A 25,294-nucleotide genomic window follows, 5' to 3' on the forward strand; every position below is an offset into this window, starting at 1 on the left:
TTTGATGATGGACCGAACAGGCAGCCCAAACGGCAACGCTGTTCAGCGGTTGTTTCCGGTGCCGTTGGTTTTCATCAAACGATCTCCCCATGGGTCGCTTCGTGCCGGGAAAGCCCGGCGGATAGCTAAATTTCTACCATCTCCGGCTGCGCCTGTGAACCCCTCTACGCCCGCAGGCGGGAATCCTCCCGTCAGCCGCCGAGATAGTTGGCGAGCTGCTGCAGCGTTTCCCGGCAGCCCATCTCGTTATCTTCGAGACGGATACCCGGCGGAATGTTCTCCGTCACCATCGTTACTTCCGTGCCAGCGCTGATGGCAAGCAAATGTGTGCTGACGATCATCTCACCGGTGAAATCGGCATCGGCACTGTCGAAGGTCGTCGCCCACACGACGAGCGTATCCGGAATGAGCTTGGCGAACCGACCGGAGAAACGGTCCGTCTTATCCGACGTCTTGCCGGTCATCTCGCTCTCATCGTCGGCATAGATCAGCGACATGCTGAACGCCCCGCCTTCCCGTCCCTCGAAGGCATGGACGACGCCACGCATATCACCGGGAGGCAACCAGGCCGCAACGGCATCAGCGTCGAGAAACGCCGCAAAGATCGCGGCCGGAGGCGCGTGGATGATGCGGGAGACGGTCGTGGTGCGGGGAGAGTTCATGCGAGGCAAACTAGCGCGACAGGACCTGCCGCCCAGTCATGCAATGCCGAGAAACAATGCAAGGGACCGGGTGACCGATATCATCGCCTCGTCGCTCAACCGGCCGAAATGCAGGCCGACGCGATCGCGTCTGACGGTCATCGCCTTGTCAATCATGATCTGCGACGGCTTCCGCAGGCCATTTTCCGCATCCGGATCGATCGTCAGCCTCAGGAGCGGTGCGTCGACAAGCGTTCCCGAAATCAGCACCAGCGTCACGGTATCGGTCACGTCGAAATTGTCGGATTGGATGATAAGTGCCGGGCGCGGTTTGCCGAAGTCGCCTGAGAGTGCGACGGTTACCAGATCGCCACGTCTCATTCTTCGGCGGGATCCAGGTCTGCCAGCGCCTCTTCCATGAACCCATGGAGGCCGGCGTCATCGGCATCAGCCTTGGCAACGACCGCCGATTGACGGCGGCATTCGTCGAGAAAACCCGGGCGGCGGGTATCGGGCACCCAGATCTGCACCGGCCTTAGGCCAGCAGCCCTGAGGCTGTCCCGTCTCTTCTTCACGCGAGCGCTGACATTAGACGACATTGCCGCCTCCTTGTTACATGTAACATGGGGGCGGCAATTGATATTGTCAAATTGGGTGATCGATCAGACCAGGCGGCTCTGCTCGGTTGCCGCCTCAATGAAGCTGGCGAAGAGCGGATGCGGGTCGAGCGGGCGGGACTTCAGTTCCGGATGGTACTGAACGCCGATGAACCAGGGATGGTCAGGATATTCGATCGTCTCCGGCAGCACGCCATCAGGCGACATGCCAGAGAAGACGAGGCCGCAGTTTTCCAGCCGGTCCTTGTAGTCGATATTGACTTCGTAGCGGTGGCGGTGACGCTCGGAAATATCGGTCGAGCCATAGATGTCGGCGATCTTGGTACCCTTCTTCAGGGCCGCCTTGTAGGCGCCGAGACGCATCGTGCCGCCGAGGTCGCCCGAAGCGTTGCGCTTCTGCAGCTCGTTGCCCTTGACCCATTCGGTCATCAGGCCGACGACCGGTTCCTTGGCAGGACCGAATTCGGTCGAGGACGCATCTTCGACGCCGGCAAGGCTGCGGGCCGCTTCGATGACGGCCATCTGCATGCCGAAGCAGATGCCGAAATACGGCACCTTGCGCTCGCGGGCAAAGCGCGCCGCCAGGATCTTGCCCTCGGAGCCGCGTTCGCCGAAGCCGCCGGGAACGAGAATGCCGTGGACCTTCTCGAGATACGGCGCCGGATCTTCCTTTTCGAAGACTTCGGATTCGATCCACTCGAGCTTGACCTTGACGCGATTGGCGATGCCGCCGTGATGCAGTGCCTCGATCAGCGACTTGTAGGCGTCCTTGAGACCCGTGTACTTGCCGACGATCGCGATCGTCACCTCGCCCTCAGGCGTGCGGATACGGTTGCAGACTTCTTCCCACTGGTCGAGACGCGGCTTCGGAGCCGGTTCGATGCCGAAGGCGGCGAGCACTTCGTTGTCGAGGCCTTCCTTGTGGTAGGCCATCGGCACGTCGTAGATATTGGCGACGTCGAGCGCCTGGATAACGGCCGACGGGCGGACGTTGCAGAACAGCGAGAGCTTGCGGCGTTCCGCTTCCGGGATTTCCCGGTCGGCGCGAACAAGCAGGATATCGGGGTGAATACCGAGCGCCTGCAGTTCCTTGACGGAATGCTGCGTCGGTTTGGTCTTCAGTTCGCCCGCTGCCGGAATATACGGCATAAGCGTCAGGTGCAGATAGATCGCCGTGCCGCGCGGCAGGTCGTTGCCGAGCTGGCGGATCGCTTCCATGAACGGCATCGCCTCGATGTCGCCGACCGTGCCGCCGATTTCGCAGATGACGAAGTCATAGTCGTCATTGCCTTCGATGACGAAATCCTTGATCTCGTTCGTGACGTGCGGAATGACCTGGACGGTGGCGCCGAGATAGTCGCCGCGGCGTTCCTTGTCGATGATGTTCTTGTAGATGCGGCCGGTGGTGATGTTGTCGGTCTTGGTCGCCGAACGCCCGGTGAAGCGCTCGTAGTGGCCGAGATCGAGATCGGTTTCCGCGCCGTCGTCAGTGACGAAGACTTCGCCGTGCTGGGTCGGGCTCATAGTGCCCGGGTCCACGTTCAGATAGGGGTCGAGCTTGCGAAGCCGCACCCGATAACCACGGGCCTGCAGCAACGCTCCGAGAGCCGCGGCCGCAATTCCTTTACCGAGAGAGGAAACCACGCCGCCAGTGATGAATACGTATCGCGCCATGGGAGTCACCGGATACCTTCTCAAAAACGATTCCACCAGCCCAAAAATTCTTTTCCAGAACTTTTGGTGCCAGCGTGAAATCTGAACAAAAGAAAACCGGCAGACCCTTGGGCCTGCCGGCGGTTTATTTCGCTGACCGGTTTATTGTCCGGTCGGTACGCCACCCGGCTGGGCCGGAGCGGCAGGAGTAGCGGGCGTTGCCGGCGCCGGCGTTGCAGCCGGAGCGTCTGCGGCAGGAGCCGTAGCAGCCGGTGCCTGGGCAGAGGGAGCGGCCGGAGCCGATGCAGCCGGTGCCTGAGCGGTCGGTGCAGGTGCTGCATGAGCCGGAGCAGCTGCGCCGCTGTTCGGAACGCCGTTATTGGCCGGCTGATTTGCCGGAGGCTTTGCGCCGCCGCCCAGCGAATCGAGAATGCCGTTGCCCTGACCGCTCGTTGCCGGAATACGGTTCAGAATGTCGGTCGGGTTGCCCTGGTAGCGCGTCAGAATGCCGAGGCCGAGCGACGTCAGGAAGAACAGGGTCGCCAGGATCGCCGTCGTGCGGGTCAGGGCATTGGCCGTGCCGCGCGCCGACATGAAGCCGGAACCGCCGCCGATGCCGAGGCCGCCGCCTTCCGAACGCTGGATGAGCACCACGCCGACAAGCGCCAGCACGATCATGAGGTGGATGACAATCAATACGGTCTGCATGGGTCCAGTCCTGCCCGCAAACGGCGGGCATCGAATAAAAATCTGGCGCTCTTTACATGAGGCGTTCGCCTATTCCAAGCCCTTAGCTCAGATTTAGGCAGTGAGTTCCTTGTATGCGCCGTAGATGGCGAGGAAGTCGGCCGCTTTCAAGCTCGCGCCGCCGATCAATGCGCCGTCGACATTGGCAACGCCCATTAGCTCCTTCGCGTTCGAAGGCTTGACAGAGCCGCCGTAGAGAATGCGCACCTTCTTGCCTTCGGCGCCGAAGCGCGCCGTCAGTTCGGCGCGCATGAAGGCATGCGCCTTCTCTACGTCCTCGACAGTCGGCGTCAGGCCGGTGCCGATCGCCCAGACGGGTTCATAGGCAATCACGGTATTCTCGGCATTCGCCGCTTCAGGAACCGAGGCCGAAAGCTGGCGCTTGATGATATCGAGCGTCTGGCCGGCCTTGCGTTCGTCGGCGGTCTCGCCGATGCAGATGATCGCCGTCAGTTCGGCCGCAAAAGCAGCTTCAGCCTTGGCGCGCACCAGATGGTCGGTCTCGGCATGATCTGTGCGGCGCTCGGAATGGCCGACGATGACATAGGTGCCAAAGCAATCGGCAATCATCTCGGCGGAAATATCACCCGTATGGGCGCCCGACGGCTTCTGGTGGCAATCCTGCGCGCCGATCGCCAGCGGGCTGTCGGTGCAGAGCGCCGTCGCCACGTAGAGCAGCGTCGCCGGCGGGCAGATCAGCGCTTCGACCTTCGACGAGAGCGGGCCTTTGACACCTTCTGCGATCGCCTTGATCTGATCGAGGGAGTCGCGGGTACCGTTCATTTTCCAGTTCCCCGCCACGAGCGGACGCACGTCAGGTGTCATGCCAAGCCTTCCACATTTTTCCGGTATGCTGCGGCCTTAGCAAAAGCAGCAGCGAATGAAAAGCTTTCCGCCCCTTACGTAAGGGAAAAAGACGGTTTCGCGTGCAGAATGCTTAAAATCGGCTCGCCGATTTGCCTAAGAAGCGAGAATCCAGTTCAGCACCTTGCGCCAGTCGATCATCCGGATCGGCGTTCCGTGGTTGCCGGTATCGAACAGCGTGAAGCGCGTCGGATACTTGGACTTGTAGAGCGCCTCGAACAGTCCCTGCTGGTCGGTCGCTGCATAGACCGGGTCGCGGCTGCCATGGGCGAAATACATCGGCAGCTTGGCCTTGTAGAAGGCGCTCTTGGTGAAATCGGGATCGGTCACGCCGCTCATGATCAGCATGCCCTTCAGCCGCTTGACGCTCGCCGCATCGCGGGTGACGCCCCAGCAGATCTGGCTGCCCATCGAGGCGCAGGACAGTATGACGGGCCGCCCGCCCGACTTTTCGCTGGCATAGCGGATCAGTTCGACGATGTTGGCAACGCCGTCGCTGTCGAAAGTCCTGACCGTCGGCGAATAATAGGTGCCGCCATTTCCGGCGACGAGGTTCTTCACCCGGTTGAAGTTGCCGCCGAAGGTGAAGTCGTTGGCGCCGAGCCTGCGCGTGCCGTCGCGGCCGTGAATGAAGATCACGGTGAAGGCCGCATTGTCGATCGGTCCCACCCTGGTGACATCCAACCTGTGGCCGTTGAGCGACAAGGTTTCGTCCTGCTGCAGCTTGCGGATGCCGAGCGACACGTATTTCTGCTGGACGCGCTGTTCCGGGATCTGGTCGCGGCCGTTGATATCGCGCATTTCGTCGTAATTGATGGTTTCGAAGGCGCCGTTATCGGACGTCTGCATCACAGTCTGCGCCGAAAACAGCTCGTCCTTGTAGGGCGGAAGCGCGTCCGCCGAAGCACTGCTTATGGTGCCGGACAGCAAAAAGGCCGCAATTGCGGTGATAATCATGCAATGACTTGTGGACATTTTCATGCGAGCGGTTTCCTCAGAGATAAGTCCGCTTGCCATTCCGCGCCCGGCAACGCAAACCAATTCTAGAGAATTCCGCCAAATCGGGCGGCGTCGCGTAACGAGGCGCTTTCTGGCAAAATCTGCCTGATTCGCAAACGTGACATCAAATGCGGTGATTTTGGGTCACGCCCCGGCGGACGTGCCGCCCGAACAGGATTGAAGATCTGAACGACTCCATGGAAGACAGCAACGACCTCTTCTCCGGAATGCCTCTCGCGCCCAAGCAGGAAGAGGCACCCAAGCCAGCTCCCGCCCCTGCCGCGGCCCCCGCGGCAACGGCACGCCCTGCCCCGGCAACATCGAATGGCGACGATTACGGCGCCTCGTCGATCCGTGTCCTCGAGGGCCTTGAACCGGTGCGCATGCGCCCCGGCATGTATATCGGCGGCACCGACGAAAAGGCGCTGCACCACCTCTTCGCCGAAGTCATCGACAACGCGATGGACGAAGCGGTTGCTGGTCACGCCAATTTCATCGAGGTTCATCTCGATCTCCAGGGTTACCTGACCGTCACCGATAACGGCCGCGGCATCCCGGTCGAGAACCATCCGCAGGTTCCCGGCAAGTCGACGCTCGAAGTCATCATGACCAAGCTCCATGCCGGCGGTAAGTTCGACGGCAAGGCCTACGAGACATCGGGCGGTCTGCACGGCGTCGGCGTTTCGGTCGTCAACGCGCTGTCGGATGATCTGGAAGTCGAGGTTGCCCGCAATCGCAAACTCTACCGCCAGCGCTTCTCGCGCGGCCTGCCGCAGGGCGGGCTCGAGGACCTCGGCGATGTTCACAACCGCCGCGGCACCCGCGTGCGCTTCCATCCCGATCCGCAGATCTTCGGCGATCATGCGAAATTCGATGGCGCCCGCGTCTTCCGTATGGCGCGCTCGAAGGCCTATCTTTTCGGCGGCGTCGAAATCCGCTGGAGCTGCGATGAGGGCGTCCTGCCTGAAGGCTCGGATGTTCCGAACAAGGCGGTCTTCCACTTCCCCGGCGGCCTGAAGGACTATCTCCAGGCGACGATGGGCAAGGAATTCACCGTCACCCGCGAGATCTTCGCCGGCAAGTCGGAGAAGGCAAGCGGCCATGGTTCGCTCGAATGGGCGATCACCTGGTACGGCGGCGACCCGCAGGTCCATTCCTACTGTAACACCATCCCGACGCCCGAAGGCGGCACGCATGAGGCGGGTCTCCGTATCGCGCTCACCAAGGGCCTCAAGGCCTATGCCGACCTGACGCAGAACAAGCGCGCCGCGCAGATCACCACCGATGACGTGATGATCTCGGCCGTCGGCATGCTCTCGGTCTTCATCCGCGAGCCGGAATTCGTCGGCCAGACAAAAGACAAGCTGGCGACCGTCGAGGCCCAGCGCATCGTCGAAAACGCGCTCCGCGACCCCTTCGATCACTATCTTGCCGACAACCCGAACGAGGCGGCCAAGCTGCTCGACTGGGTCATCGAGCGCGCCGAAGAGCGCCTGCGCCGCCGCAAGGAAAAGGAAGTCAACCGCAAGACTGCCGTGCGCAAGCTGCGCCTGCCCGGCAAGCTTGCCGATTGCTCGCAGAACACCGCCCAGGGGGCCGAGCTCTTCATCGTCCGAGGGTGACTCGGCAGGTGGCTCCGCCAAGCAGGCGCGCAACCGCGCCAATCAGGCGATCCTGCCGCTGCGCGGCAAGATCCTCAACGTCGCCAGCGCCGGCCGTGAAAAGCTCGGCGCCAACCAGCAGCTCTCGGACCTCGTCCAGGCGCTCGGCTGCGGCACCCGCTCGAAATACCGTGAGGAAGATCTCCGCTACGAGCGCGTCATCGTCATGACCGATGCCGACGTCGATGGCGCGCATATCGCTTCGCTGCTGATCACCTTCTTCTACCAGGAAATGCCGGAGCTCGTGCGCGGCGGTCACCTGTTCCTCGCCGTTCCGCCGCTCTACAAGATCAGCCAGGGCGCCAAGTCGGCCTATGCCCGCGACGACGCCCATCGCGCCGAACTGATCGCCACGGAGTTCAAGGGCAAGAAGGTCGAGATCAGCCGCTTCAAAGGTCTCGGCGAAATGCTGCCGGCACAGCTCAAGGAAACGACGATGGATCCGAGCAAGCGCACGATGCTGCGCGTGCTGATCGACGAAGTCGATTTCGAGGGTACACGCACGGCCGTCGACGATCTCATGGGTACGAAGCCGGAAGCCCGCTTCCGCTTCATCCAGGATCGCGCCGCCTTCGCCGATAATCTCGACATCTGAGACATAGCCTTCAGGGCTCTCGAAACGGCGCGACGGTTCTGTCCGTCGCGCTGTTTTCGTTTGGCGTTTCCATGCCGTTGCGATTTCTCGTTGCATGGCCTGCATGATCTTTTGTCCGGCGATCAACACTCTGGCAGGAAATTGCCGTCACACTGCCTTCAGCACGAAGCGCTATGCCAACCGCGGCATGTTCCTTGGCGCGACCGGACCAACGGGTATTTCCTGGCCGAAATGCTTGCGTCCGGTGGCACGATGGCCCATATCCGTGGTTGAGAAGAAAAGCAGGGAACGACGTGAGCCTCTCGAATAAAAACAAACTGCCAGGCGAGCCGCGGTGGCTTGGTCCGTCCGCGCCTGCCCGCACGCCTCTCATTCCCTCGATTTCGGCTGCCCGCTGGCTTCTGATTCTGATCGTCGCGGCCGGCGTCTATTTCTTCTACGGCTTCGTCGTCCCGGTTCTCGCCGCGCTGGTCATCGGCTTTGCCAGCTGGCCGCTCTATCGCAAGCTGCTGGCGCGCGTCGGCGGCAATACCACTGTTGCGGCGACGGTGGCGATCATCCTGATCGTCACGTTCCTGGTCATCCCGATCGTCTTTGCCGTCACCTATACGACCGGCGAAGTGCGCGAATGGGTCGCCTGGGCGATCCGCGCCAACCGTATGGGCGCCCCGACCCCGCAATGGATCCTCGCCCTGCCCTTCGCCGGTCCCTACATCGACGAGCTCTGGACGAAATATATCGGCAGCCCCGGCTCCATGGGTGAAGTCATCCAGGCCGTCAGCGGCGCTAATATCGGCAATATCTACCGCGCGGTCCTCGCCGCCGGCGGCGCCTCGTTCCACCTGCTGCTGACGCTGCTCTTCATGCTGATCGCGCTGTTCTTCGTATATCGCGATGGCGCGTCCTTCTCGAAACAGATCGACATGCTCGGCGAGCGCATTCTGCCGAACCGCTGGGAGCGCATTTCCCGCGTCGTGCCGGCGACGATCAGCTCGACCGTCATGGGCATGACGCTGATCGCCATCGGCGAAGGCATCGTGCTTGGCATCGCCTATTGGATCGCCGGCGTCCCCTCGCCCGTCACGCTCGGCGTTCTCACCGGCATCATGGCGCTGATCCCGGGCGGCGCGCCGCTCTCCTTCACGCTGGTCTCGGTCTATCTCGTCGCCAGCGGCTCGCATTTCGCCGGCGCCGGCCTCTTCATCTGGGGCAGCGTCGAGCTCTTCATCGTCGACAAGACGCTCCGCCCCAAGCTTGTCGGCGGTCCGATCAAGCTGCCGTTCCTGCCAACCTTCTTCGGCCTGGTCGGCGGCGTGAAGACCATGGGCTTCCTCGGGCTCTTCATCGGCCCGGTGCTGATGGCGCTTCTGGTCGCCATCTGGCGTGAATGGATGCACGAGGTCCGCACCTCGGATCAGAGCGGCACCGGCCCCGAAATCATCATCGACGAACAGGCGCCGCCTTCGCAGCGGGCTGCCGACGGCTGATCAGCCGAGCCGCTTTTCCATGAAAAGGCTGAGCGGGTCCGGCTGGTAGGACCCGAACGGTTCGATCTCGACATAGCCATACTTGCGGTAAAGGCCGATCGCTTCGGGCTGGCGGATGCCGGTCTCGAGCCGGATTGCGCCGAGCCCGCGCCTCCTTGCCTGTGTCTCGAGTTCATCCATCAGCCGGCTCGCCACGCGCAGCCCGCGCGCTTGCGGATCGACGAACATTCGCTTGATCTCGGCGGTGCCGTCACCCGCCTCGACGAGCGCCACGCAGCCGACGACAGCGCCGTCATGGCGCGCCACGAAGAAGCTCACCGAAGGCTTCTCCAGCGTCGAGAGATCGACGAGATGGTTGCTCTCTGCCGGATAAAGCGAGGCCGCATAGGCATCCGAAAGGTCGAGCAGGCGCACGACCTCAGGCTGGCGCGGCGATTCGAGGGCGATGCTAACGGTCATGCTGCTCCTGCTTTCCCGGCTGGCTTGCATGACGAAATGGTAATGCAGCCGCCTTTATTCCGTTGGAATTGGAACGTCTAAGATCATCACTTTCAATAGCCAGGGATCCCGGATATGCAAGCCGTCCTCATCGCCATGACCATCTTCGGGTGCAACGATTCCGTCACCCAGTGCAATTACGTGGCGACGGTCGACAAGCATTGGCAGACGGTGGCGATGTGCGATGCCGAGTCGGAACGGCAGCTGAAGGGCTTCACCAACGCCAAGTATCCGACGGTCATTGCCGTCTGCGAGGAACCCAAGCCCGTAACCGCTCCCGAGACGGCAAAGCTTGAAGCGCAGGCAACGGCCGCGGCTTCAGCCGCCGAACAGCCGCAGCCCACCGGCCTTCGCGCCTACGCTATAAGGGTTGCCGAGCGCGTCCGCGCTGGCCTGCCGACAGGAGAAGGCATCAAGGCGACACTCGCCAAGCCCGTTCATTTCGTTTCGAATGGATATTCCTGGGTCGCCCAGCGGCTGACCGACTAGGCGGCGACAAGCGCTGCCTGCGAGGCATAGGCGCGCGCCGACTGGCGCTGTTCGGCGATGTGCAGCTTCTCGACCATGTCGAGCAGTTCCTTGACGGCGTCATGGGCGCCGTGATGGCGGAAGCGTTCGAGCAGCCGTCCGCAGATCGTAGAAAGCATCGTACCCGAAGCCTTGCGCGACGCCTCGCGCCAGAGCAGCGTCGCCTCGACGAAAATGGTGCTGATCTCGCGGGTTAGCCCCGCGGTCTCGTAGAGAGCCCGGACCGCATGCATACGGCCGGTCGCCAGGATCGAGCGGACCCGCTTCTCACTGCAGCCCGTCAGGTTGACGACGGCGCCCGCGAAGAAATCGACCTTCCCCGAGCACAACGCATGCATCAGGAAGGAAGGCGTCAGATGGCCGTGGACGCGCAGATGCTCGACAAGATCGTCAATCTCACGCGGCTGGATCTCTCCGGCGATCGACACGACGGCCGACTGCGTCGCCTCGCGGCTGATCCGCTGCAGGCGGTTGATGCCGATGGCGGCCTGCGCGAGCGGCAGCGCCACAAGCGCATCGCTGACATGCTGCGTCAGAAGCTGGCGGGCGTCAGCCGGCAGGCTGTCGCGATCGAGAAGCAGGTTGCGGATATCGCAGCAGTCGCCGAGCCGTTCGGCAATACGCTTCAGGGAAAGAGGCGCAATTGCAGCGCCCTCGTTTTCCAGAAGGCAGAGAACGTCCTCCTCCCCGCCGACTTCGGCAAGGGCGGCGCAGACCGCCCGCGACACCGCGCTGCGTGCAGCGATCAGCATACGCGTCACGTCGCTGCCACGGCCGGCCAGGTCGACAAGATCGGCATCGGTCAGCAGCGGCGAGCAGGTAACGGCATGGCAGGCAATTTCAGGCTGGTCTTCGGCAAGCGCCAGGATCAGCGACCGCGGCGCCTCGCCGGACCAGGCGATCGCTTCGGCAAGGGCAAGGCGAACTTTCGGCGAGGGATCGTCGAGCAGGAAGGTCATCGCCATCTCGGCGGCCTTGCGCTCTTCAGGCTGCATCTCGGACTGGAGATAGGCCCGGCCAAGGGCGCTGGCCGCTCGTGCCCGGTCTCCGGACTTGGCGGTTTCGACCCAGCGAAGGAATGCCTCTACAATCACCATTACGCCCCAGTCTGCGGAACGTGATTCCTTCACGTCCCTCTTGTTCTGAGAACGCTACCGGCAAATGGTTTATGATTGGTTCACCATATTCATTAACCCTTGCGCGGGCCGCGTCAGGGCGTCTTGGGGCGGATGAGTTCGAAGACGTCGCTGCCTTCGGCATAGTCCATATAGCCCATGCGCGCCACCGGCCGGGCGATCGCCATGTCGAGACGGCCCTCGCGGATGATTGCCTCATCGATGTGGATGCCGACGACTTCACCGATCACCATGACATTCTCGGAGGGCTCACCGGACAGGCCCCTCGGCTCGATGATCTCGGTGACCTTGCACTCCAGCACGGCAAATGCCTCGGCGACATAGGGCGCATCGACGATCTCCCCCTGCCCGGCCGTCAGGCCGGAGAATTCGAACTCGTTGACGCCATAAGGTACGGTCGCGGACGACAGGTTCATCTGGTCGACGAGATTGCGGCTGACGAAGCTGCAGGTGAAGACGCCGGTCTCGCGCGCGTTCTGCTGGCTGTGCTTGCGGCCGCTCGATGAAAACATCACCAGCTTCGGGCGATCTGAGATCGCGTTGAAGAAGGAGTACGGGCCGAGGTTCAGCGAGCCATCGGTGCCCTTGGTGCCGATCCAGCCGATCGGCCGCGGCGCGACGATCGCCTTGAAGGGATCGTGCGCCAGCCCATGCTTGTTGGTATCGGTCGGGTAGAACATCACGTGTCTCCGCCGACCCAGGTAACGGTCTCGGTCAGTTCCGGACGCGGCCGCTCGACCGGCGGAAACTCGGACGAGCCCATATGAATGAAGCCGGCGATCTTCTCGCCCGGCTGGACGCCGAGCAGCGGATAGGCGCGCTCGTCGAAGGCAAACCATTCCGTCAGCCAGTTCGCCACCCAGCCATGCGCATTGGCGGCGAAGATGACGTTGAGGCAAAGTGCGCCCGCCGACATCACCTGTTCCCATTCAGGGATCTTGAAATGCGGGCCTGCCTTGCTGACGATCGCGACGACAACAGGAGCGCGCGTGAAGCGCGTCCGCTCGACCTGGATCATTTCGTCGGAGAGATCAGGCTTGGCTTCGAGCGCGAGCTTCAGAAGCTCCTCGCCGATCCGCACGCGCTCTTCGCCGCGATAGACGATGAAGCGCCAGGGGGCGAGCTTGCCGTGATCGGGAACGCGCGACGACAGGCGGAGGATTTCCTCGATCTCGGCCTTCTCCGGACCCGGCTCGCACATCTGGAACGCGGGGATGGAGCGGCGCACGTTGAGGTAATCGATCAGCTTGATATCGGATTTCATGCGGGAGAAACTTTCAATTTCGGGACAGCGAGGGGGATGGGTCTTGAATTTGCCATCGGGTTGGTCTTGAAGTGGCCCCTGTGATTTCTAAAGTCAATCTGTCCAGGAAACACATGACCGGCATTTTGCCCTTCGCGCGGCTCGCCCTTGCGCTTGCACTGGTGATCGCCTTGCCGTTTTCGGCAGGCGCGCAGGAAGCGTTCAAGGACTTCAAGCAGCTCGACACGACGTCCAAGATGCCGAAGCTCAACGCCTTCATCGCGCCGGGCACAACGCCTCCGGGCGCCCTGCTGCATGAAGTGCCCATGGAAGCCAAACTGACCGCCGACGGCCAGCCGGTCGAGGACGGCCTTTCCTGGTATGTCTTCAGTCCGATTGCCGGTGCCGACGGCAAGCTGCCGCTGATCGCCAGCGCCAAGGGCGGTTCCGCCGCCTTCCAGCTCGCCCCCGGCGACTATTTCGTCAACGTTTCTTTCGGCCGCGCGGGTGTGACCAAGAAGGTCAACGTTCCCGATAGCGGCGCCGTCGACAAGCAGGTCATGGTGCTCGATGCCGGCGGCCTGCTGCTCAATGCCGTCTCCGGTTCCGATGTCCGTATCCGGCCGGACCAGCTGAGTTTCTCGATCTATTCCTCGGAAGTGCGCGACGACGGCGAACGCGGTCTCGTCATGGCCGATGTCTCGCCGAACACCGTCGTGCGCCTCAATGCCGGCACCTATCACGTCGTCTCCGAATATGGCGACGTCAACGCCGTCATCCGCGCCGATATCCAGGTCGAGGCCGGCAAGCTGACGGAAGCGACAATCCAGCACCGCGCAGCGCAGATCACCTTCAAGCTTGTCTCGGAAGCCGGTGGCGAGGCGATCGCCGATACGGCCTGGTCGATCCTGACGGCGGCCGGCGACAGCGTCGGCGAAAGCGTCAGCGCCTTCCCGACTATGGTTCTGGCCGAAGGCGAATATTCCGCCGTCGCCCGTAACAAGGACAAGATCTACCAGCGCGACTTCAAGGTCGCCGCCGGCAAGAATACCGATGTCGAAGTTCTCATGAAGGACGTTCAGCCGCAGGAGCCGGACAGCGCTGCGACCACCGTGCAGCCCGAGCCGCAGCCGGCAGCAGCGGGCGAACCGCCGCAGAACTCCGCCCAGGCACCGCTCCCGTCCTACGACCAGCTCGTTCCGAGCAGCGGATCGGACGGCGCAGACGCCGATTGACCGGCCGTTCGCCTCGTCTGAACGGAGCATTCCCTTCGCCCATCCCGATGATCAGCGCATAGCCCGCGCCCCGCGTCGCCGCATCCGATTAGGCGAATGGAAGCCTGTATCCGGACATGCGATGGTTGCGCGTACGGAGGGGTTCCGTATCGAGAAGTCATGCCGAACGAAGGAGGTGTCCCATGCGGACCATCTGCGCGGCATTGACGATGTGTATCGCGCTCGCGCTCTGCGCGCCGAGTGTCAAGTACGTCAGTTTGCCCGGATATGCCTTCAAGACCGACCCGAAATGCATGCGGACGGTATCGAAGGCCAAGTTTGACCGCAAATGCGATTGGCCGAAGTTGGGGATCAAGGATTTCACGCCGCCAAGCGTCACCGTTCTCGGAATATGAAAATCAAAAGGGGCGGCCCTCTCGCGAGCGCCGCCCCTTAGTGTGTTTTGTTTCAACCGGAAGCGATCAGGCAGCCTTGGCCTTCTTCGCTTCGATCTTGCGGCGCACATCCGGCGGCGTCGCTTCCCAGGTCAGGCTTTCGATCGCCGCATCGAGCGTCATCGAGGTCTGTTCCTGGCTGCCGAGACGGCGGATGTTGACGGTGCGCTCTTCCGCTTCCTTCTTGCCGCAGACGATGATCACAGGAACCTTCGTAACGGAATGTTCGCGGACCTTGTAGTTGATCTTCTCGTTACGGAAGTCGGTCGATACGTTCAGACCGGCGTCACGCAGCGCATCGGCAACTTCCTGGCCGTAGCCGTCGGCTTCCGAGGTGATCGTCGCCACGACGATCTGCTGCGGCGCGATCCAGAGCGGCATGTGACCGGCGAAGTTCTCGATCAGGATGCCGAGGAAGCGCTCCATCGAGCCGCAGATGGCGCGATGGATCATGACCGGCTGGGTCTTCTCCGAATTGCTGTCGATGTAGAAGGCACCGAAGCGTTCCGGCAGGTTGAAGTCGACCTGCGTCGTGCCGCACTGCCATTCACGGCCGATGGCGTCCTTCAGGGTATATTCGAACTTCGGACCGTAGAAGGCGCCCTCGCCCGGCAGGATGCCGGTCTTGATGCGTCCCTCGGACTGCGCCTCGATCGTCTTCAGCACGTCCATCATCACGCTTTCGGCGCGATCCCAGAGGGCATCGGTGCCGACGCGCTTTTCCGGGCGGGTGGAGAGCTTGACGACGATCTCCTTGAAGCCGAAGTCCTCGTAGACCGAGAGGATCAGGTCGTTGATGCGCAGGCATTCCGCCGCCATCTGCTCGTCGGTGCAGAACACATGCGCGTCGTCCTGCGTGAAGCCGCGCACGCGCATCAGGCCATGCAGAGCGCCCGAGGCCTCGTAACGGTGCACGTTGCCGAACTCGGCAAGGCGGATCGGCAGCTCGCGGTAGGACTTCAGGCCGTGCTTGAAGATCTGCACGTGACCCGGGCAGTTCATAGGCTTCAGCGCGAAGATGCGGTTATCCGCTTCCTTGTCTTCCGGATGCGTGAAGGCATAGGCCGACTTCACCGCAAACATGTTCTCCTGGTACCAGCCCCAGTGACCGGAAGTCTCCCAGAGCGAGGCGTCGAGAACCTGCGGCGCGTTGACCTCTTCATAGGTGCCGGCCAGGCGGCGGCGCATATAGGCGGTCAGCGACTGGAACATCCGCCAGCCCTTGCCATGCCAGAAAACCACGCCCGGACCCTCTTCCTGGAAATGGAACAGGTCCATTTCGCGGCCGAGCTTGCGGTGGTCGCGCTTCTCGGCTTCGGCGAGGATATGCAGGTAGTTGTCGAGTTCCGACTGCTCGGCAAAGGCCGTGCCGTAGATGCGCGACAGCATGGCGTTGTTGCTGTCGCCACGCCAATAAGCGCCGGCAACCTTCATCAGCTTGAAGGCCGTGCCGATCTGACCGGTCGACGCCATATGCGGGCCGCGGCAGAGGTCGAACCAGTCGCCCTGATAGTAGATCTTCAGATCCTGTCCTTCGGGGATCGCATCGACGAGTTCGACCTTGTACTGCTCGCCCTTGGCGGCAAATACTTCCTTGGCCTTCTCGCGCGACCAGACCTGCTTGGTGAAAGGCGCGTTGCGGGCGATGATTTCCTTCATCTTCTTTTCGATCTTCGGCAGATCGTCAGGCGTGAAGGGCTCGTTCTTGGCGAAGTCGTAATAGAAGCCGTTCTCGATCACCGGACCGATGGTGACCTGCGTGCCGGGCCAGAGTTCCTGCACGGCTTCGGCCATGACGTGGGCAGCATCGTGACGGATCAGCTCCAGCGCGCGCTCGTCGCTGCGCGTGATGATCTCGATCTTGCCGTCGACGACGGGATCGGACAGGTCGCGCACAACGCCGTCGATCGCGATCGCGACGGACTTCTTGGCCAGCGACTTGGAAATGGATTCGGCAACGTCCTTACCGGTCGTACCGGCCGCGAACTCGCGCACATTGCCATCAGGGAAAGTCAGGGAAACGGATTGGGACATATCGATATTCTCCTTGTCCAGTCCCGCCAACGAATGCGGGTGGTTGCAAATGAAGCGGCTGCGTCCGTACGCAAGCGCTGCCGCGTGATAGTCGGATTTGCTCTTTTAGTAAAGGATGAGCGGGCTGCTAGATAAGATCGGCAATGCCCCGAACGGTGTTCCAGTTGCGCAGCGTCCCGACGCCCATCCGCTTGGTCGTCAGTGCGGAAAGCAGCTTCCACTCGCTCGGTTTTCCGGCAAAATCGATCCAGAGATCGCCATCGACGAGCGCCAGCCGCTGGGTCGGATCGGCATAGGGTTTCAGCTTCTCGAACGCCGGCCGTTCGAGTGCTGCGCGCATCACGCGGATGATCACCTGACTGCCCTCGCCGTCAGGAAACGGATTCGATCGCGCCAGCCGCTGCCAGCTCGTGCCGGTCCGTGCAATGATATCGACCGGTTTGCCGTACCGTTCGCGGAAGGCAGCCTCGATCTTGGCTTCTATCTCACCAAGCGGTGACTCCGGCGTTTCGAAGATAATATTGCCGGTCGAAACCAGCGTGCGTGGATTGCGGTAGCCGAGCGAGGATGCCATGTCGCGCAAATCCGCCATCACCACCCGCTTGCCGGGCGCAATAACGATGCTGTGCAGCAGCGCAACATAAGTCGTCATGCCGCCTTCCGACCAAATGCCAGATAGCGCCACGGCGTCCACCAATGGAACCGCGTCTCAAGCGCCTCGGGCACCGGGTCCAGCCCGCTCGTGCCGCCTGGACCACAACGCCCGACACGAAACAGCGTCATCCAGCCCCCGGCCCACAGGCCATGCCGGGCGATCGCCTCGTAGCCGTACTCTGAGCAGGTCGGAATATGCCGGCAGGAATTGCCGATGAAGCCTGAAAGCGTCAGCTGGTAGAGGCGGATGAAACCCATGCCGAACAGCCGGCCGGGCGTCTTCGAAAAGCGGCCCGAATAGTTTCGCGAAAAGCGCTTGGCCTTCGGCGGGGGAGCCGCGGCACCGCCTTCGTCTTCATCATCATGCTGAAGGGCGCAGAATTCGCACATCGGCTCAGGCGTCCGCCATCTCGGCGCGCTTCGCTTCGATCTGGCCGATCGCATCGACGACGGCATCGAAGGTCAGCATGGTGGAGGCGTGGCGGGCCTTGTAATCCTTGACGGGACGCAGGTAGCGCATCTCCTCGAAACGGCCCTCCGGCCCCTCGCCGTCAGCCTTCAACATGGCGAGCATGTCCTCGCGCGCCTTGCGCAACTCGGCGGCAGTGGCGCCGACGACATGGCGCGCCATCACCGATGAGGATGCCTGGCCAAGGGCGCAGGCTTTGACGTCATGGGCGAAGTCGCTGACGGTATCGCCATCCATCTTCAGCCAGATCTTCACCTTGGAACCACAGAGCTTCGAATGCGCCTGAGCGCTGGCATCGGCATCATCGAGACTACCGATGCGCGGAATATTGCCTGCGAATTCGAGGATTTTGCTGTTGTAGATCTCGTCCATGATCAATTCCGCTCCAGGGTTCCGCGGACCGGCTCGCTTGGTGGCCATTGTATCTTAAACAAAAAACACACCGTGTCGTGTTAGGATACTTACATGAAGACGCTGTCTTCCTATATGTATGTCGTTCGAGGGCCATGAAAATGCAATGGCCCCCGGTAAGTTTGATTGGGAAACCGTGCCGGAAGGGCCATCGCCCCGAAAGCCCCGGAGCCTGCCAAAGGTGCAAAAATTCCTGAAGGGAATACCAGTGGCGAGTCCGAAGACGGGTCCGCATGACAGCGGATCAGGAGACTTGAACAGTATGGACGCCATCGTAAAGAATTTTCCGAACAACAGCCGCGATTCCAACCGCCCCACCCAAAAGGAAGCCGAAGAGGCCGTCCGCACCCTGCTCCGCTGGGCGGGCGACGATCCGGCGCGCGAAGGTCTGCTGGACACCCCCTCGCGTGTCGCCAAGGCCTATCGTGAGCTCTTCGCCGGCTATGACATGGATGCCGAAGACGTTCTCGGCCGCACCTTCGAGGAGGTTGCCGGCTATGATGACATGGTGCTGGTGAAGGACATTCCGTTCTTCTCGCATTGCGAACATCACATGGTGCCGATCATCGGCAAGGCGCATGTGGCCTACCTGCCCGATGGCAAGGTGCTTGGTCTCTCGAAGATCGCCCGCACCGTCGAGATCTTCGGCCGCCGCCTGCAGACCCAGGAAACCATGACGGCGCAGATATCGAAAGCGATCGACGAAACGCTCCGTCCGCGCGGTGTCGCGGTCATGATCGAAGCCGAACATATGTGCATGGCGATGCGCGGTGTGCAGAAGCAGGGTTCGACCACATTGACGACAACCTTTACTGGGACCTTCAAGTCCGAGCCCGCCGAACAGGCGCGATTCATGTCCATGGTACGGGGCCGCTGATCCGGCTCCATAGAGAGAGCCGATCGATGACGCCCTTCGCCTTCAACGCGCCTTCAGACGACAAATCCGAACTCGAGGACGCGGGAGACTTCACCCCGCGCTTCGATGATCGCGGCCTGATCACCGCCATCGTCACGGATATCAACGACGGCGAGCTGCTGATGGTGGCGCATATGAACGCCCAGGCGCTGGCGCTGACCATCCAGACCGGCAAGGCCCACTATTTCAGCCGCTCGCGCGGCAAGCTCTGGCTGAAAGGTGAAACGTCGGGCAATGTCCAGACGGTCAGGGAGATCCGTACCGATTGTGATCAGGATGCCATCTGGCTGAAAGTAGAGGTCGCCGGTCACGACGCGACATGCCATACTGGCCGCCGTTCCTGTTTTTACCGCACCGTATCGCTGCAGGATGGAAAGCCGATGCTCGACATCGTCGATGACGAGCGCCATTTCGACCCGGCTGACGTCTACAAGAAATAGCGCAAAACTGGGGCATTTTGCCTCTTATTGGGTCAGTTTCGCCCGCTATATACGATTTGGAAAGGGAAGAGGGACACAGTTAGAAGACCACAGTGTTCTGCCGGGAGGAGGCACGCCATGCTGAACTGGAGTTTGCACCGTCAAGGCTCTGAGGCTGGCACATCCGACTCCGGTGCATCTTCCACATTGCCCGACATGACCGTTCCGCCTATCTCGCCCCTGCCCCAGAAGAAAGCCAAGATCGCTCTCGCGCTCGGCGGCGGTGCTGCGCGCGGCTGGGCCCATATCGGCGTGCTGCGCGCGCTCGATGAAGCCGGCATCGAGATCGGCATGATCGCCGGCACCTCGATCGGCGCCCTTGTCGGCGGCTGCTATCTCGCCGGAAAGCTCGACGAACTTGAAGAATTCGCCCGCTCGCTGACCATGCGCCGCATCGCCAGCCTGCTCGATCTGACGATCGGCGGCAGCGGCCTGTTCGGCGGCATGCGGCTGACGAAGCGCATGGCCGAGCACCTGGAAGGGCTGAATATCGAGGATCTCGACCGTCCCTTCGTCGCGGTCGCGGCAGAGGTCAATACCGGCCACGAGGTCTGGATTTCGAACGGTTCGCTGATCACGGCGCTGCGCGCTTCCTACGCCCTGCCCGGCATCTTCGAGCCGATCCGCAGCAACAACCGAACGCTGGTCGACGGCGCGCTCGTCAATCCTGTCCCGGTCTCCGTCTGCCGCAGCTACGAGCAGCCGCTGGTCTGCGCCGTGAACCTGAATTACGACCTCTTCGGCCGCTCGGCCGTCGTCAAGCACAATGCCGGGCTGACGGCACAGGAAGTGCAGAAGCGCGAGGAAACGCCCTATACGCGCCTCGGCATGACCGGCGTCATGGTCCAGGCTTTCAACATCATCCAGGACAGGATTTCGCGCGCCCGCCTCGCCGGCGATCCGCCGGACATTTCGCTCCATCCGCGGCTCAGCGATATCGGGCTGTCCGAGTTCCATCGCGCCGGCGAAGCAATCGAGCGCGGCTACGAGGAAGCCTCGATCAGGCTTCCCGAACTCAAGAGAATGCAGGAAGTGTTCGCCGGCCACGGCTGATGGCGGCCGGCAACCTCTTTACCCTGCAATATAGGCTTTGATCTCCTCGGCCTCGCGCTCGACTTCCGCAATGCGGGTCTTCACCACGTCACCGATCGAAATGATCCCGGCAAGCTTGCCGTTGGTTTCGACGGGAACATGGCGGAAGCGCTTGCTGGTCATCAGCTCCATCAGTTCGTTGACCGTCGATTCTTCATGGCAGCGGAAAACCTTCGATGTCATCAGCGAAGCCACCGGCTGATCGAGACAGTCCTTGCCGGACTTGGCAATCGCATTGACGACGTCACGTTCGGTGAAGATGCCGGAAATCTTTCCCTGCACCCCGACCACGACGATCGCGCCGATTTTCTTCTGGCTGAGCACCTTGGCAGCCTCCGCGACGGTCGTGTTCGGACCGGCCGTGACGACGTCGCGGCCCTTCAGATCGAGGATGGCCTTTACGGTATTGGACATTCACAACCTCCTATGTCGTAAGTGGAAACACTATACTGTTCACAGGCATCCGCGGCGGTCTCTCCTCCCAGCGCGGATCAGTTGGAATGGTGCACTTCAACGCTCAAGATTGCAATACGGCCGGTTCCTCGGGCTCCTCGTCCGAAGGCGGTAGAACCCGGTCGAAAAGCGGAAACAGGAAGAATCCGAAGACGAAGCCGCCAATATGCGCATCCCAGGCGATCGCCTGGCTGCCGTCACCGATCAGCGGCACGCCGACGGCGATCAGCGCATTGCCGAACAGCCAGAACAACGTGAAGACGATGACGGTGCGGCTGCGGAAAGTCTCGGCGATCGACAGCCGCGGATTGAGATGCGCCGGAACGCCGGCGCGCGCCTGAGCCGGGAATGCAAAGCGGCAGGCCGCGCCCATCAGACCGGAAATCACCCCCGACGCGCCGATCAGCAAGGTCGGATCGCCCCAGTTCAAGGCGGCATGAAGTGCAGCCGAGGCGATGGACGACAGAACCCAGAAAGCCAGATAGCGGGCGACACCGATTCGCCGGATCACCGGCGCACCGAAGGCCATCAGCCACAGGCCGTTGAAGAGGATATGTTCGATGCTGCCGTGGAGCAGCGAATAGGTCACCGGGCTCCAGAGCCACTCCAGCCCCTGCTCCGTAAGCGGCATGACATAGCGGGCGGGGATGAAGCCGAAGGTGACGAGCAGCCATTCGACAGCCTGATCGGAAAGAACCAGCGTCTGGACGGCATAGATGATGGCGAGCAGCGCGAGCGTCGCGACGAGAATGCCCGGCAGATTGAAGATCGGCTCTCGCTTTGGAATCCGTTCTTCCTCGTTGACCTGCCGTCCCGCCGATTGATCGTCCATCTTTGCCCTCGCCTTTGAAGGCCAAAGCCTTACAGGAGCGCCGGGCAAAAAAAAAGCCGTCCGGAAGAACCGGACGGCGGCCGAGCGTCCCCTGGGGATGACCCCGTGCCCGATGAGCTTGTGTGCTGAACTTCGTTGCCGAAGTGATGAGCGACAGTCCCATGAAGCCTGCGCCAGCACAATCGAAACCCTTCTTTAACCTTAACGGCTCCGAACTGGCATGAAACCCGCAGGGTAACCCTCAGATGGGCCATGAAGGCCCGTTTCTGGACTGTAATGAAACAGATTGGGTGTCCCGTGCGTCATCAGACCGTCATCGATGTTTACGACTACTGGAACCGCTTGCGCGGCGCCGGCGAAGCGCCGTTGAAGTCGCAGATCGAGCCGTCCAGTTTGGGTCACTTCCTGCCGAGCCTTTTCATCCTCGAAAAGAGCGGCGACGACATCATCACTTTCCGCCTCGCGGGAGCCAAGATTTCTGACCTGTTCGGCCGCGATCTGCGCGACGAAAGCTTCTCGGATCTCTTCGGCGATGGCTATAGCGCGACGATCGAAGCCACCATTGCCGGCGCCATGCGCCACACGATGCCTGCCCTGATCAATGTCACCGGTTATAGCACCGCCGGCCATCGCGCGGCTTTCGAGATCGCGATCATGCCGCTGCGCTCGGAAGATGGTCACTGCGAGCGGATGCTTGGCGTCATTGCCGCGATGACCGTTGCAACCTGGCTTGAAGTCGTGCCGCTCGACTTCCTGGTTCTCGATCGCTGCCGGGCGTTGCGCAGCTTCCAGGGGGCACCCGACGGTGTCTGGCCCGCCGCTCCGCGCACGCCGCGCCAGCAGGGTTTGGCCGGAATTCTCGGCCGCGTCGTCTCTTCGTTCCGTCCTGGTTCAAGCGCCCGCTGACTGTCCCGGAACGATACAACCGGAACCCATTCCGGAAGCTGTAATCAGGGGCAGTCAGACAACCTTCTGTTAATGTGTTGCGGGTAATGATCCCAGCATATCATTTTATAAAGAAGCGCTTTCATGCACTCGTTCCAGCAAGCCCAGACGCAGAGAGCGCCGCGCCCTGAACAGGGTGTTTTTCAGCGCGTGCCCATCAATATGCAGGGCCGCCTGATGCTTGCGAATTACGAAGAGTACGAATGCATGGTCATCGACATGTCGCCGGGCGATATGTACGTCACCTGCATCGGACGCCCCCGCTCCAATGAACGCGTCGTCGCCTATATCGATCATCTCGGCCGAGTCGAAGGCCATGTGATGACGGTCGATGCCCGCGGCTTCACGATGTCGATCAATGCGACCGAGCGTAAGCGCGAAAAGCTTGCCGCGCAGCTGACCTGGCTTGCCAACAAGCACGAGCTCGGCCTGCCGGAAGACCGCCGCCACGACCGTCTGACGCCGCGCGAGACGAAGAGCGAACTGACGCTCGAAGACGGCACGCGTTATGTCTGCCGCATAATGGACCTTTCGCTGTCCGGCGCTGCCGTCGATGTCGAAGCACGTCCGCCGCTCGGCTCTGCCGTCCGCCTCGGCAATATGCGCGGCCGTGTGGTTCGCCACTTCTCCGAAGGCGTGGCGCTGGAATTCCTGTCGCTCCAGTCCCGAGAGACGCTGCGCGAGTTTCTCTGAGACGTCATCCTCCCGTCACCGTCGTCGACGAATGCGGACCCGGATCCGGCTGCTCGACGGGAGCGCGCCGCTATTTCGGTCCATCGGCCTATCGCATCATTCTCTTCGATCAGCGCAACTGCGGCCGCAGCCTGCCGAATGCGGCTGATCAGGATTGCGACCTCTTCGGCAACACGACCTGGCATCTGGTCGCCGACATCGAGCGGCTGCGTGCCTATCTCGGCGTCGACCGATTCGGGCTATTCGGAAATTCTTGGGGCACGACGCTCGCGCTCGCCTATGCGGAATCGCAGCCCCGCAACGTCGCCGCCATGGTGCTTGCCGGTATCACGACCACCCGGCGCTCCGAGATCGACTGGCTCTGCACCGGAATGGCGCGGTTCTTCCCATGCGAATACGCCGATTTCACGCAGTCGATCCCGGACGATCTCGACCCTCTCGCCTATTATCACGGCCTGCTCAATAGCACCGATCCGGCCGAACGGCAGGCTGCCGCCGTCGCGTGGCATCGTTGGGAGGCGGCCTCGATCCTGCTTGCCGACCCGAACGGCTTGCCGCGCCGCTGGGCGGACGCCCGCTACCTGCTGACCCGTGCGCGGATCGTCACACATTATTTCCACCACGATGCATGGCTTTCCGACCGGCAGCTGCTGCAGGGTGCCGCAGCGCTTGCCGGCATACCGGGAATCCTGATCCAGGGGCGCTTCGATCTCGAGGCACCACTGGTTACGGCTTGGGAATTGCACCAATCCTGGCCAGGCAGCGAGCTTGTCATCGTCGAAAATGCCGCCCATTCGACTGACGACGCTGGCATTTCCGCCGAAATCGTCGCGGCCACCGCAAAAATTCTGCATTTTCTCAAAAAATAATTTTGGCGCTGCAACGTCTGAAATCGCTGTTTTCAGCCGTTTTCACCGCTCTATCTGAGCGATTCCGCATCTTCGGACACCTCAGCAGGCACCTCCCGAAACAACTCAATTCGTAACGAAATCGTAAATCCGGCCTGCGTCGCGTTAAGACTTTCGCCGGAATAGCGCCATTTCGGCACAGAAGACCTATCTCGGAATGGAACAATTTTACTCAAATTCGCCTCGAATTTTCTGCGTCTTTTATGCGCATTCGAGTCAAATATTCTTCAAGTTTTCCGCGCTTTTGAATCAACTAAGCACTTAATTTTACTGCGTAATTTTGCGTGAGATAAAATCGTGCGTGTCATTGTCCTCCCAACAAACGGGGAGACTACAACGACAATGTTCAACGCAATCAAGGGCGCCTTTATCGCCACTGTAATGATGATCACGATGACGGGCCCAGGACAGGCGGCGCCCGGCAGCATGACACTCGCAGGCAACGCCAGCCCGCCGATCGGCGCCTACCAGTTCTGCAAGGAGAACCCGGCAGACTGCAGCAATCCCGCCGGCGACGCCGGTCCGCTGCTTCTGACCGAAGATCGCTGGAAGCAGGTCCTCAAGATCAACTACCAGGTCAATTCCTCGATCCAGCCGATGACCGACATGGAAATCTACGGCGTCGAAGAGCGCTGGGCCTATCCGCGCACCGTCGGCGACTGTGAGGACTATGCGCTGCTGAAGCGCAAGCTGCTGATCGATGCCGGCGTATCGCCCTCCGACCTGCTGATGACCGTCGTGCTGCAACCGAATGGTGAAGGCCACGCCGTGCTCACCGTCCGCACCGATCATGGCGACTTCATTCTCGATAACATGCGCAACAAGGTCATGCTCTGGGCCGACACCGAATACACCTACCTCAAGCGTCAGTCTTCGGATGATCCGAATCGCTGGATGAAGCTTCAGGATGGCCGTGCGGTCGCCGTCGGTAGCGTTCGCTAACACCTGAAATACCCCGCCGGCCAGTCCGGCGGGCCAAGGCTAGGCTCCGGTCAGTCCCCCGCATCCCCGTCCCCGACCGGCGCCCCAGAGCCGCTCCCGCTGTCCCGGGAGCGGCTCGCCTCTTTTGT

The 25,294-nt window shown here is 61.7% G+C and carries 27 protein-coding genes and 2 pseudogenes; 12 read left to right on the forward strand and 17 right to left on the reverse strand.

The genetic code is table 11. The features are described 5' to 3' along the window. Positions 1 to 191: 191 nt before the first annotated feature. The 7 genes from ABIE40_RS09620 to ABIE40_RS09650 form a co-directional block, all read right to left on the reverse strand. Positions 192 to 662, reverse strand: a complete 471-nt coding sequence (locus tag ABIE40_RS09620; RefSeq protein ID WP_199629627.1) for an SRPBCC domain-containing protein — start codon at positions 660 to 662, stop codon at positions 192 to 194. 36 nt (positions 663 to 698) lie between these two features. After that, positions 699 to 1,022 (reverse strand): type II toxin-antitoxin system PemK/MazF family toxin, encoded by a 324-nt coding sequence (locus tag ABIE40_RS09625; protein ID WP_199629626.1) that lies wholly within the window; start codon positions 1,020 to 1,022, stop codon positions 699 to 701. Further along, positions 1,019 to 1,240, reverse strand: coding sequence for an antitoxin MazE family protein (locus tag ABIE40_RS09630; protein ID WP_199629625.1), 222 nt, complete (start codon positions 1,238 to 1,240; stop codon positions 1,019 to 1,021). Before ABIE40_RS09630 ends, ABIE40_RS09625 begins: the two co-directional genes overlap by 4 nt. A gap of 63 nt (positions 1,241 to 1,303) precedes the next feature. Then, a complete protein-coding gene (pyrG, locus tag ABIE40_RS09635) occupies positions 1,304 to 2,932 on the reverse strand; it encodes a CTP synthase (protein ID WP_112716267.1) in 1,629 nt (542 codons plus the stop codon). Between the two features lie 141 nt (positions 2,933 to 3,073). Then, positions 3,074 to 3,619: a preprotein translocase subunit SecG gene (gene secG / locus ABIE40_RS09640; RefSeq protein WP_199629624.1), complete on the reverse strand. Its 546-nt coding sequence runs from the start codon at positions 3,617 to 3,619 to the stop codon at positions 3,074 to 3,076. Positions 3,620 to 3,712: 93 nt separating this feature from the next. Next, entirely contained in the window at positions 3,713 to 4,483 is a 771-nt protein-coding gene (gene tpiA / locus ABIE40_RS09645) for a triose-phosphate isomerase (RefSeq protein ID WP_112716271.1), read from the reverse strand. Positions 4,484 to 4,618: 135 nt separating this feature from the next. Continuing rightward, positions 4,619 to 5,503: an alpha/beta hydrolase gene (locus ABIE40_RS09650; protein ID WP_199629623.1), complete on the reverse strand. Its 885-nt coding sequence runs from the start codon at positions 5,501 to 5,503 to the stop codon at positions 4,619 to 4,621. Positions 5,504 to 5,718: 215 nt separating this feature from the next. Here ABIE40_RS09650 and parE point away from each other — a divergent pair. Both parE and ABIE40_RS09660 read left to right on the forward strand, forming a co-directional pair. Further along, positions 5,719 to 7,777 (forward strand): annotated as a pseudogene (gene parE / locus ABIE40_RS09655) (DNA topoisomerase IV subunit B). Positions 7,778 to 8,070: 293 nt separating this feature from the next. After that, positions 8,071 to 9,264, forward strand: coding sequence for an AI-2E family transporter (locus ABIE40_RS09660; RefSeq protein WP_354540991.1), 1,194 nt, complete (start codon positions 8,071 to 8,073; stop codon positions 9,262 to 9,264). Here the strand turns inward: ABIE40_RS09660 and ABIE40_RS09665 are convergent, their stop codons facing one another. Continuing rightward, on the reverse strand, positions 9,265 to 9,723 hold the full coding sequence (locus tag ABIE40_RS09665; RefSeq protein WP_199629620.1) for a GNAT family N-acetyltransferase: 459 nt from the start codon (positions 9,721 to 9,723) through the stop codon (positions 9,265 to 9,267). A gap of 114 nt (positions 9,724 to 9,837) precedes the next feature. On the opposite strand from ABIE40_RS09665, the gene ABIE40_RS09670 reads away from it, so the two are divergent. Then, on the forward strand, positions 9,838 to 10,251 hold the full coding sequence (locus ABIE40_RS09670) for a hypothetical protein (RefSeq protein ID WP_199629619.1): 414 nt from the start codon (positions 9,838 to 9,840) through the stop codon (positions 10,249 to 10,251). Here ABIE40_RS09670 and ABIE40_RS09675 read toward each other — a convergent pair. The 3 genes from ABIE40_RS09675 to ABIE40_RS09685 all read right to left on the reverse strand — a co-directional run bounded on the left by ABIE40_RS09675 (position 10,248) and on the right by ABIE40_RS09685 (position 12,690). After that, entirely contained in the window at positions 10,248 to 11,387 is a 1,140-nt protein-coding gene (locus ABIE40_RS09675; RefSeq protein WP_199629663.1) for a DUF2336 domain-containing protein, read from the reverse strand. The two genes, ABIE40_RS09670 and ABIE40_RS09675, sit on opposite strands and share 4 nt — an antisense overlap. Positions 11,388 to 11,500: 113 nt before the next feature. Continuing rightward, positions 11,501 to 12,106 carry a flavin reductase family protein gene (locus ABIE40_RS09680; protein WP_199629618.1) on the reverse strand — a complete coding sequence of 202 codons (606 nt, stop codon included), beginning with the start codon at positions 12,104 to 12,106 and terminating at the stop codon, positions 11,501 to 11,503. Next, a complete protein-coding gene (locus tag ABIE40_RS09685) occupies positions 12,106 to 12,690 on the reverse strand; it encodes a nitroreductase family protein (RefSeq protein WP_199629617.1) in 585 nt (194 codons plus the stop codon). Before ABIE40_RS09685 ends, ABIE40_RS09680 begins: the two co-directional genes overlap by 1 nt. A gap of 113 nt (positions 12,691 to 12,803) precedes the next feature. Between ABIE40_RS09685 and ABIE40_RS09690 the strand changes: the two genes are divergently transcribed. Both ABIE40_RS09690 and ABIE40_RS09695 read left to right on the forward strand, forming a co-directional pair. Further along, on the forward strand, positions 12,804 to 13,904 hold the full coding sequence (locus ABIE40_RS09690; RefSeq protein WP_199629616.1) for an RgsD C-terminal domain-containing protein: 1,101 nt from the start codon (positions 12,804 to 12,806) through the stop codon (positions 13,902 to 13,904). Positions 13,905 to 14,086: 182 nt separating this feature from the next. Further along, positions 14,087 to 14,299: a hypothetical protein gene (locus ABIE40_RS09695; protein ID WP_130278289.1), complete on the forward strand. Its 213-nt coding sequence runs from the start codon at positions 14,087 to 14,089 to the stop codon at positions 14,297 to 14,299. Positions 14,300 to 14,365: 66 nt separating this feature from the next. Here ABIE40_RS09695 and thrS read toward each other — a convergent pair whose 3' ends face one another. From thrS to ABIE40_RS09715, 4 genes are all read right to left on the reverse strand, one after another. Next, positions 14,366 to 16,372 carry a threonine--tRNA ligase gene (thrS, locus tag ABIE40_RS09700; protein WP_199629615.1) on the reverse strand — a complete coding sequence of 669 codons (2,007 nt, stop codon included), beginning with the start codon at positions 16,370 to 16,372 and terminating at the stop codon, positions 14,366 to 14,368. A gap of 127 nt (positions 16,373 to 16,499) precedes the next feature. Next, complete coding sequence (locus ABIE40_RS09705; protein WP_199629614.1) at positions 16,500 to 17,024, reverse strand: DUF1697 domain-containing protein; 525 nt, start codon at positions 17,022 to 17,024, stop codon at positions 16,500 to 16,502. After that, the gene (gene yidD, locus ABIE40_RS09710; RefSeq protein ID WP_199629613.1) at positions 17,021 to 17,416 is read right to left on the reverse strand and encodes a membrane protein insertion efficiency factor YidD; all 396 of its coding nucleotides are present in this window, start codon (positions 17,414 to 17,416) and stop codon (positions 17,021 to 17,023) included. The genes ABIE40_RS09705 and yidD overlap by 4 nt, the downstream gene beginning before the upstream one ends. A 4-nt stretch (positions 17,417 to 17,420) precedes the next feature. Continuing rightward, positions 17,421 to 17,867, reverse strand: coding sequence for an iron-sulfur cluster assembly scaffold protein (locus ABIE40_RS09715; RefSeq protein ID WP_112716299.1), 447 nt, complete (start codon positions 17,865 to 17,867; stop codon positions 17,421 to 17,423). A 301-nt stretch (positions 17,868 to 18,168) separates the two neighbouring features. Between ABIE40_RS09715 and folE the strand changes: the two genes are divergently transcribed. The 3 genes from folE (at position 18,169) to ABIE40_RS09730 (ending at position 20,354) form a co-directional block, all read left to right on the forward strand. Next, the gene (folE, locus tag ABIE40_RS09720; protein WP_112716301.1) at positions 18,169 to 18,783 is read left to right on the forward strand and encodes a GTP cyclohydrolase I FolE; all 615 of its coding nucleotides are present in this window, start codon (positions 18,169 to 18,171) and stop codon (positions 18,781 to 18,783) included. Positions 18,784 to 18,809: 26 nt separating this feature from the next. Next, entirely contained in the window at positions 18,810 to 19,262 is a 453-nt protein-coding gene (gene hisI / locus ABIE40_RS09725; RefSeq protein WP_130278283.1) for a phosphoribosyl-AMP cyclohydrolase, read from the forward strand. 117 nt (positions 19,263 to 19,379) lie between these two features. Next, entirely contained in the window at positions 19,380 to 20,354 is a 975-nt protein-coding gene (locus ABIE40_RS09730; RefSeq protein WP_112716305.1) for a patatin-like phospholipase family protein, read from the forward strand. Between the two features lie 18 nt (positions 20,355 to 20,372). On the opposite strand, the gene ABIE40_RS09735 is transcribed toward ABIE40_RS09730, so the two are convergent. Continuing rightward, positions 20,373 to 20,807, reverse strand: coding sequence for a CBS domain-containing protein (locus ABIE40_RS09735; RefSeq protein WP_112716307.1), 435 nt, complete (start codon positions 20,805 to 20,807; stop codon positions 20,373 to 20,375). A gap of 103 nt (positions 20,808 to 20,910) precedes the next feature. Further along, positions 20,911 to 21,678 carry a rhomboid family intramembrane serine protease gene (locus ABIE40_RS09740; RefSeq protein WP_199629612.1) on the reverse strand — a complete coding sequence of 256 codons (768 nt, stop codon included), beginning with the start codon at positions 21,676 to 21,678 and terminating at the stop codon, positions 20,911 to 20,913. 297 nt (positions 21,679 to 21,975) lie between these two features. On the opposite strand from ABIE40_RS09740, the gene ABIE40_RS09745 reads away from it, so the two are divergent. The 4 genes and pseudogenes from ABIE40_RS09745 to ABIE40_RS09760 all read left to right on the forward strand — a co-directional run bounded on the left by ABIE40_RS09745 (position 21,976) and on the right by ABIE40_RS09760 (position 25,166). Next, positions 21,976 to 22,584 carry a PAS domain-containing protein gene (locus ABIE40_RS09745; RefSeq protein WP_354540992.1) on the forward strand — a complete coding sequence of 203 codons (609 nt, stop codon included), beginning with the start codon at positions 21,976 to 21,978 and terminating at the stop codon, positions 22,582 to 22,584. Between the two features lie 123 nt (positions 22,585 to 22,707). After that, the gene (locus ABIE40_RS09750; protein ID WP_199629610.1) at positions 22,708 to 23,316 is read left to right on the forward strand and encodes a PilZ domain-containing protein; all 609 of its coding nucleotides are present in this window, start codon (positions 22,708 to 22,710) and stop codon (positions 23,314 to 23,316) included. 35 nt (positions 23,317 to 23,351) lie between these two features. Further along, positions 23,352 to 24,185: pseudogene (locus ABIE40_RS09755) on the forward strand (alpha/beta fold hydrolase); the annotation flags it as partial. Between the two features lie 381 nt (positions 24,186 to 24,566). Further along, positions 24,567 to 25,166: a transglutaminase-like cysteine peptidase gene (locus ABIE40_RS09760; protein WP_112716317.1), complete on the forward strand. Its 600-nt coding sequence runs from the start codon at positions 24,567 to 24,569 to the stop codon at positions 25,164 to 25,166. Positions 25,167 to 25,294: the final 128 nt, after the last annotated feature.

Origin of the sequence: Rhizobium sp. OAE497 (assembly GCF_040546565.1) — a bacterium.
In the GTDB taxonomy this organism is placed as follows: domain Bacteria; phylum Pseudomonadota; class Alphaproteobacteria; order Rhizobiales; family Rhizobiaceae; genus Rhizobium.

What these genes read in the sequence shown, in the direction of transcription:
- ABIE40_RS09715 (WP_112716299.1), bottom strand. Translation starts at nt 17,867, where the DNA reads ATGGACGAGATCTACAACAGCAAAATCCTCGAATTCGCAGGCAATATT.
- ABIE40_RS09705 (WP_199629614.1), bottom strand. Translation starts at nt 17,024, where the DNA reads ATGACGACTTATGTTGCGCTGCTGCACAGCATCGTTATTGCGCCCGGC.
- ABIE40_RS09685 (WP_199629617.1), bottom strand. Translation starts at nt 12,690, where the DNA reads ATGAAATCCGATATCAAGCTGATCGATTACCTCAACGTGCGCCGCTCC.
- ABIE40_RS09650 (WP_199629623.1), bottom strand. Translation starts at nt 5,503, where the DNA reads ATGAAAATGTCCACAAGTCATTGCATGATTATCACCGCAATTGCGGCC.
- ABIE40_RS09690 (WP_199629616.1), top strand. Translation starts at nt 12,804, where the DNA reads ATGACCGGCATTTTGCCCTTCGCGCGGCTCGCCCTTGCGCTTGCACTG.
- yidD (WP_199629613.1), bottom strand. Translation starts at nt 17,416, where the DNA reads ATGTGCGAATTCTGCGCCCTTCAGCATGATGATGAAGACGAAGGCGGT.
- tpiA (WP_112716271.1), bottom strand. Translation starts at nt 4,483, where the DNA reads ATGACACCTGACGTGCGTCCGCTCGTGGCGGGGAACTGGAAAATGAAC.
- secG (WP_199629624.1), bottom strand. Translation starts at nt 3,619, where the DNA reads ATGCAGACCGTATTGATTGTCATCCACCTCATGATCGTGCTGGCGCTT.
- ABIE40_RS09750 (WP_199629610.1), top strand. Translation starts at nt 22,708, where the DNA reads ATGCACTCGTTCCAGCAAGCCCAGACGCAGAGAGCGCCGCGCCCTGAA.
- ABIE40_RS09670 (WP_199629619.1), top strand. Translation starts at nt 9,838, where the DNA reads ATGCAAGCCGTCCTCATCGCCATGACCATCTTCGGGTGCAACGATTCC.
- folE (WP_112716301.1), top strand. Translation starts at nt 18,169, where the DNA reads ATGGACGCCATCGTAAAGAATTTTCCGAACAACAGCCGCGATTCCAAC.
- ABIE40_RS09630 (WP_199629625.1), bottom strand. Translation starts at nt 1,240, where the DNA reads ATGTCGTCTAATGTCAGCGCTCGCGTGAAGAAGAGACGGGACAGCCTC.
- ABIE40_RS09760 (WP_112716317.1), top strand. Translation starts at nt 24,567, where the DNA reads ATGTTCAACGCAATCAAGGGCGCCTTTATCGCCACTGTAATGATGATC.
- ABIE40_RS09665 (WP_199629620.1), bottom strand. Translation starts at nt 9,723, where the DNA reads ATGACCGTTAGCATCGCCCTCGAATCGCCGCGCCAGCCTGAGGTCGTG.
- ABIE40_RS09730 (WP_112716305.1), top strand. Translation starts at nt 19,380, where the DNA reads ATGCTGAACTGGAGTTTGCACCGTCAAGGCTCTGAGGCTGGCACATCC.
- ABIE40_RS09625 (WP_199629626.1), bottom strand. Translation starts at nt 1,022, where the DNA reads ATGAGACGTGGCGATCTGGTAACCGTCGCACTCTCAGGCGACTTCGGC.
- thrS (WP_199629615.1), bottom strand. Translation starts at nt 16,372, where the DNA reads ATGTCCCAATCCGTTTCCCTGACTTTCCCTGATGGCAATGTGCGCGAG.
- ABIE40_RS09735 (WP_112716307.1), bottom strand. Translation starts at nt 20,807, where the DNA reads ATGTCCAATACCGTAAAGGCCATCCTCGATCTGAAGGGCCGCGACGTC.
- ABIE40_RS09620 (WP_199629627.1), bottom strand. Translation starts at nt 662, where the DNA reads ATGAACTCTCCCCGCACCACGACCGTCTCCCGCATCATCCACGCGCCT.
- ABIE40_RS09680 (WP_199629618.1), bottom strand. Translation starts at nt 12,106, where the DNA reads ATGTTCTACCCGACCGATACCAACAAGCATGGGCTGGCGCACGATCCC.
- ABIE40_RS09695 (WP_130278289.1), top strand. Translation starts at nt 14,087, where the DNA reads ATGCGGACCATCTGCGCGGCATTGACGATGTGTATCGCGCTCGCGCTC.
- pyrG (WP_112716267.1), bottom strand. Translation starts at nt 2,932, where the DNA reads ATGGCGCGATACGTATTCATCACTGGCGGCGTGGTTTCCTCTCTCGGT.
- ABIE40_RS09740 (WP_199629612.1), bottom strand. Translation starts at nt 21,678, where the DNA reads ATGGACGATCAATCGGCGGGACGGCAGGTCAACGAGGAAGAACGGATT.
- hisI (WP_130278283.1), top strand. Translation starts at nt 18,810, where the DNA reads ATGACGCCCTTCGCCTTCAACGCGCCTTCAGACGACAAATCCGAACTC.
- ABIE40_RS09675 (WP_199629663.1), bottom strand. Translation starts at nt 11,387, where the DNA reads ATGGTGATTGTAGAGGCATTCCTTCGCTGGGTCGAAACCGCCAAGTCC.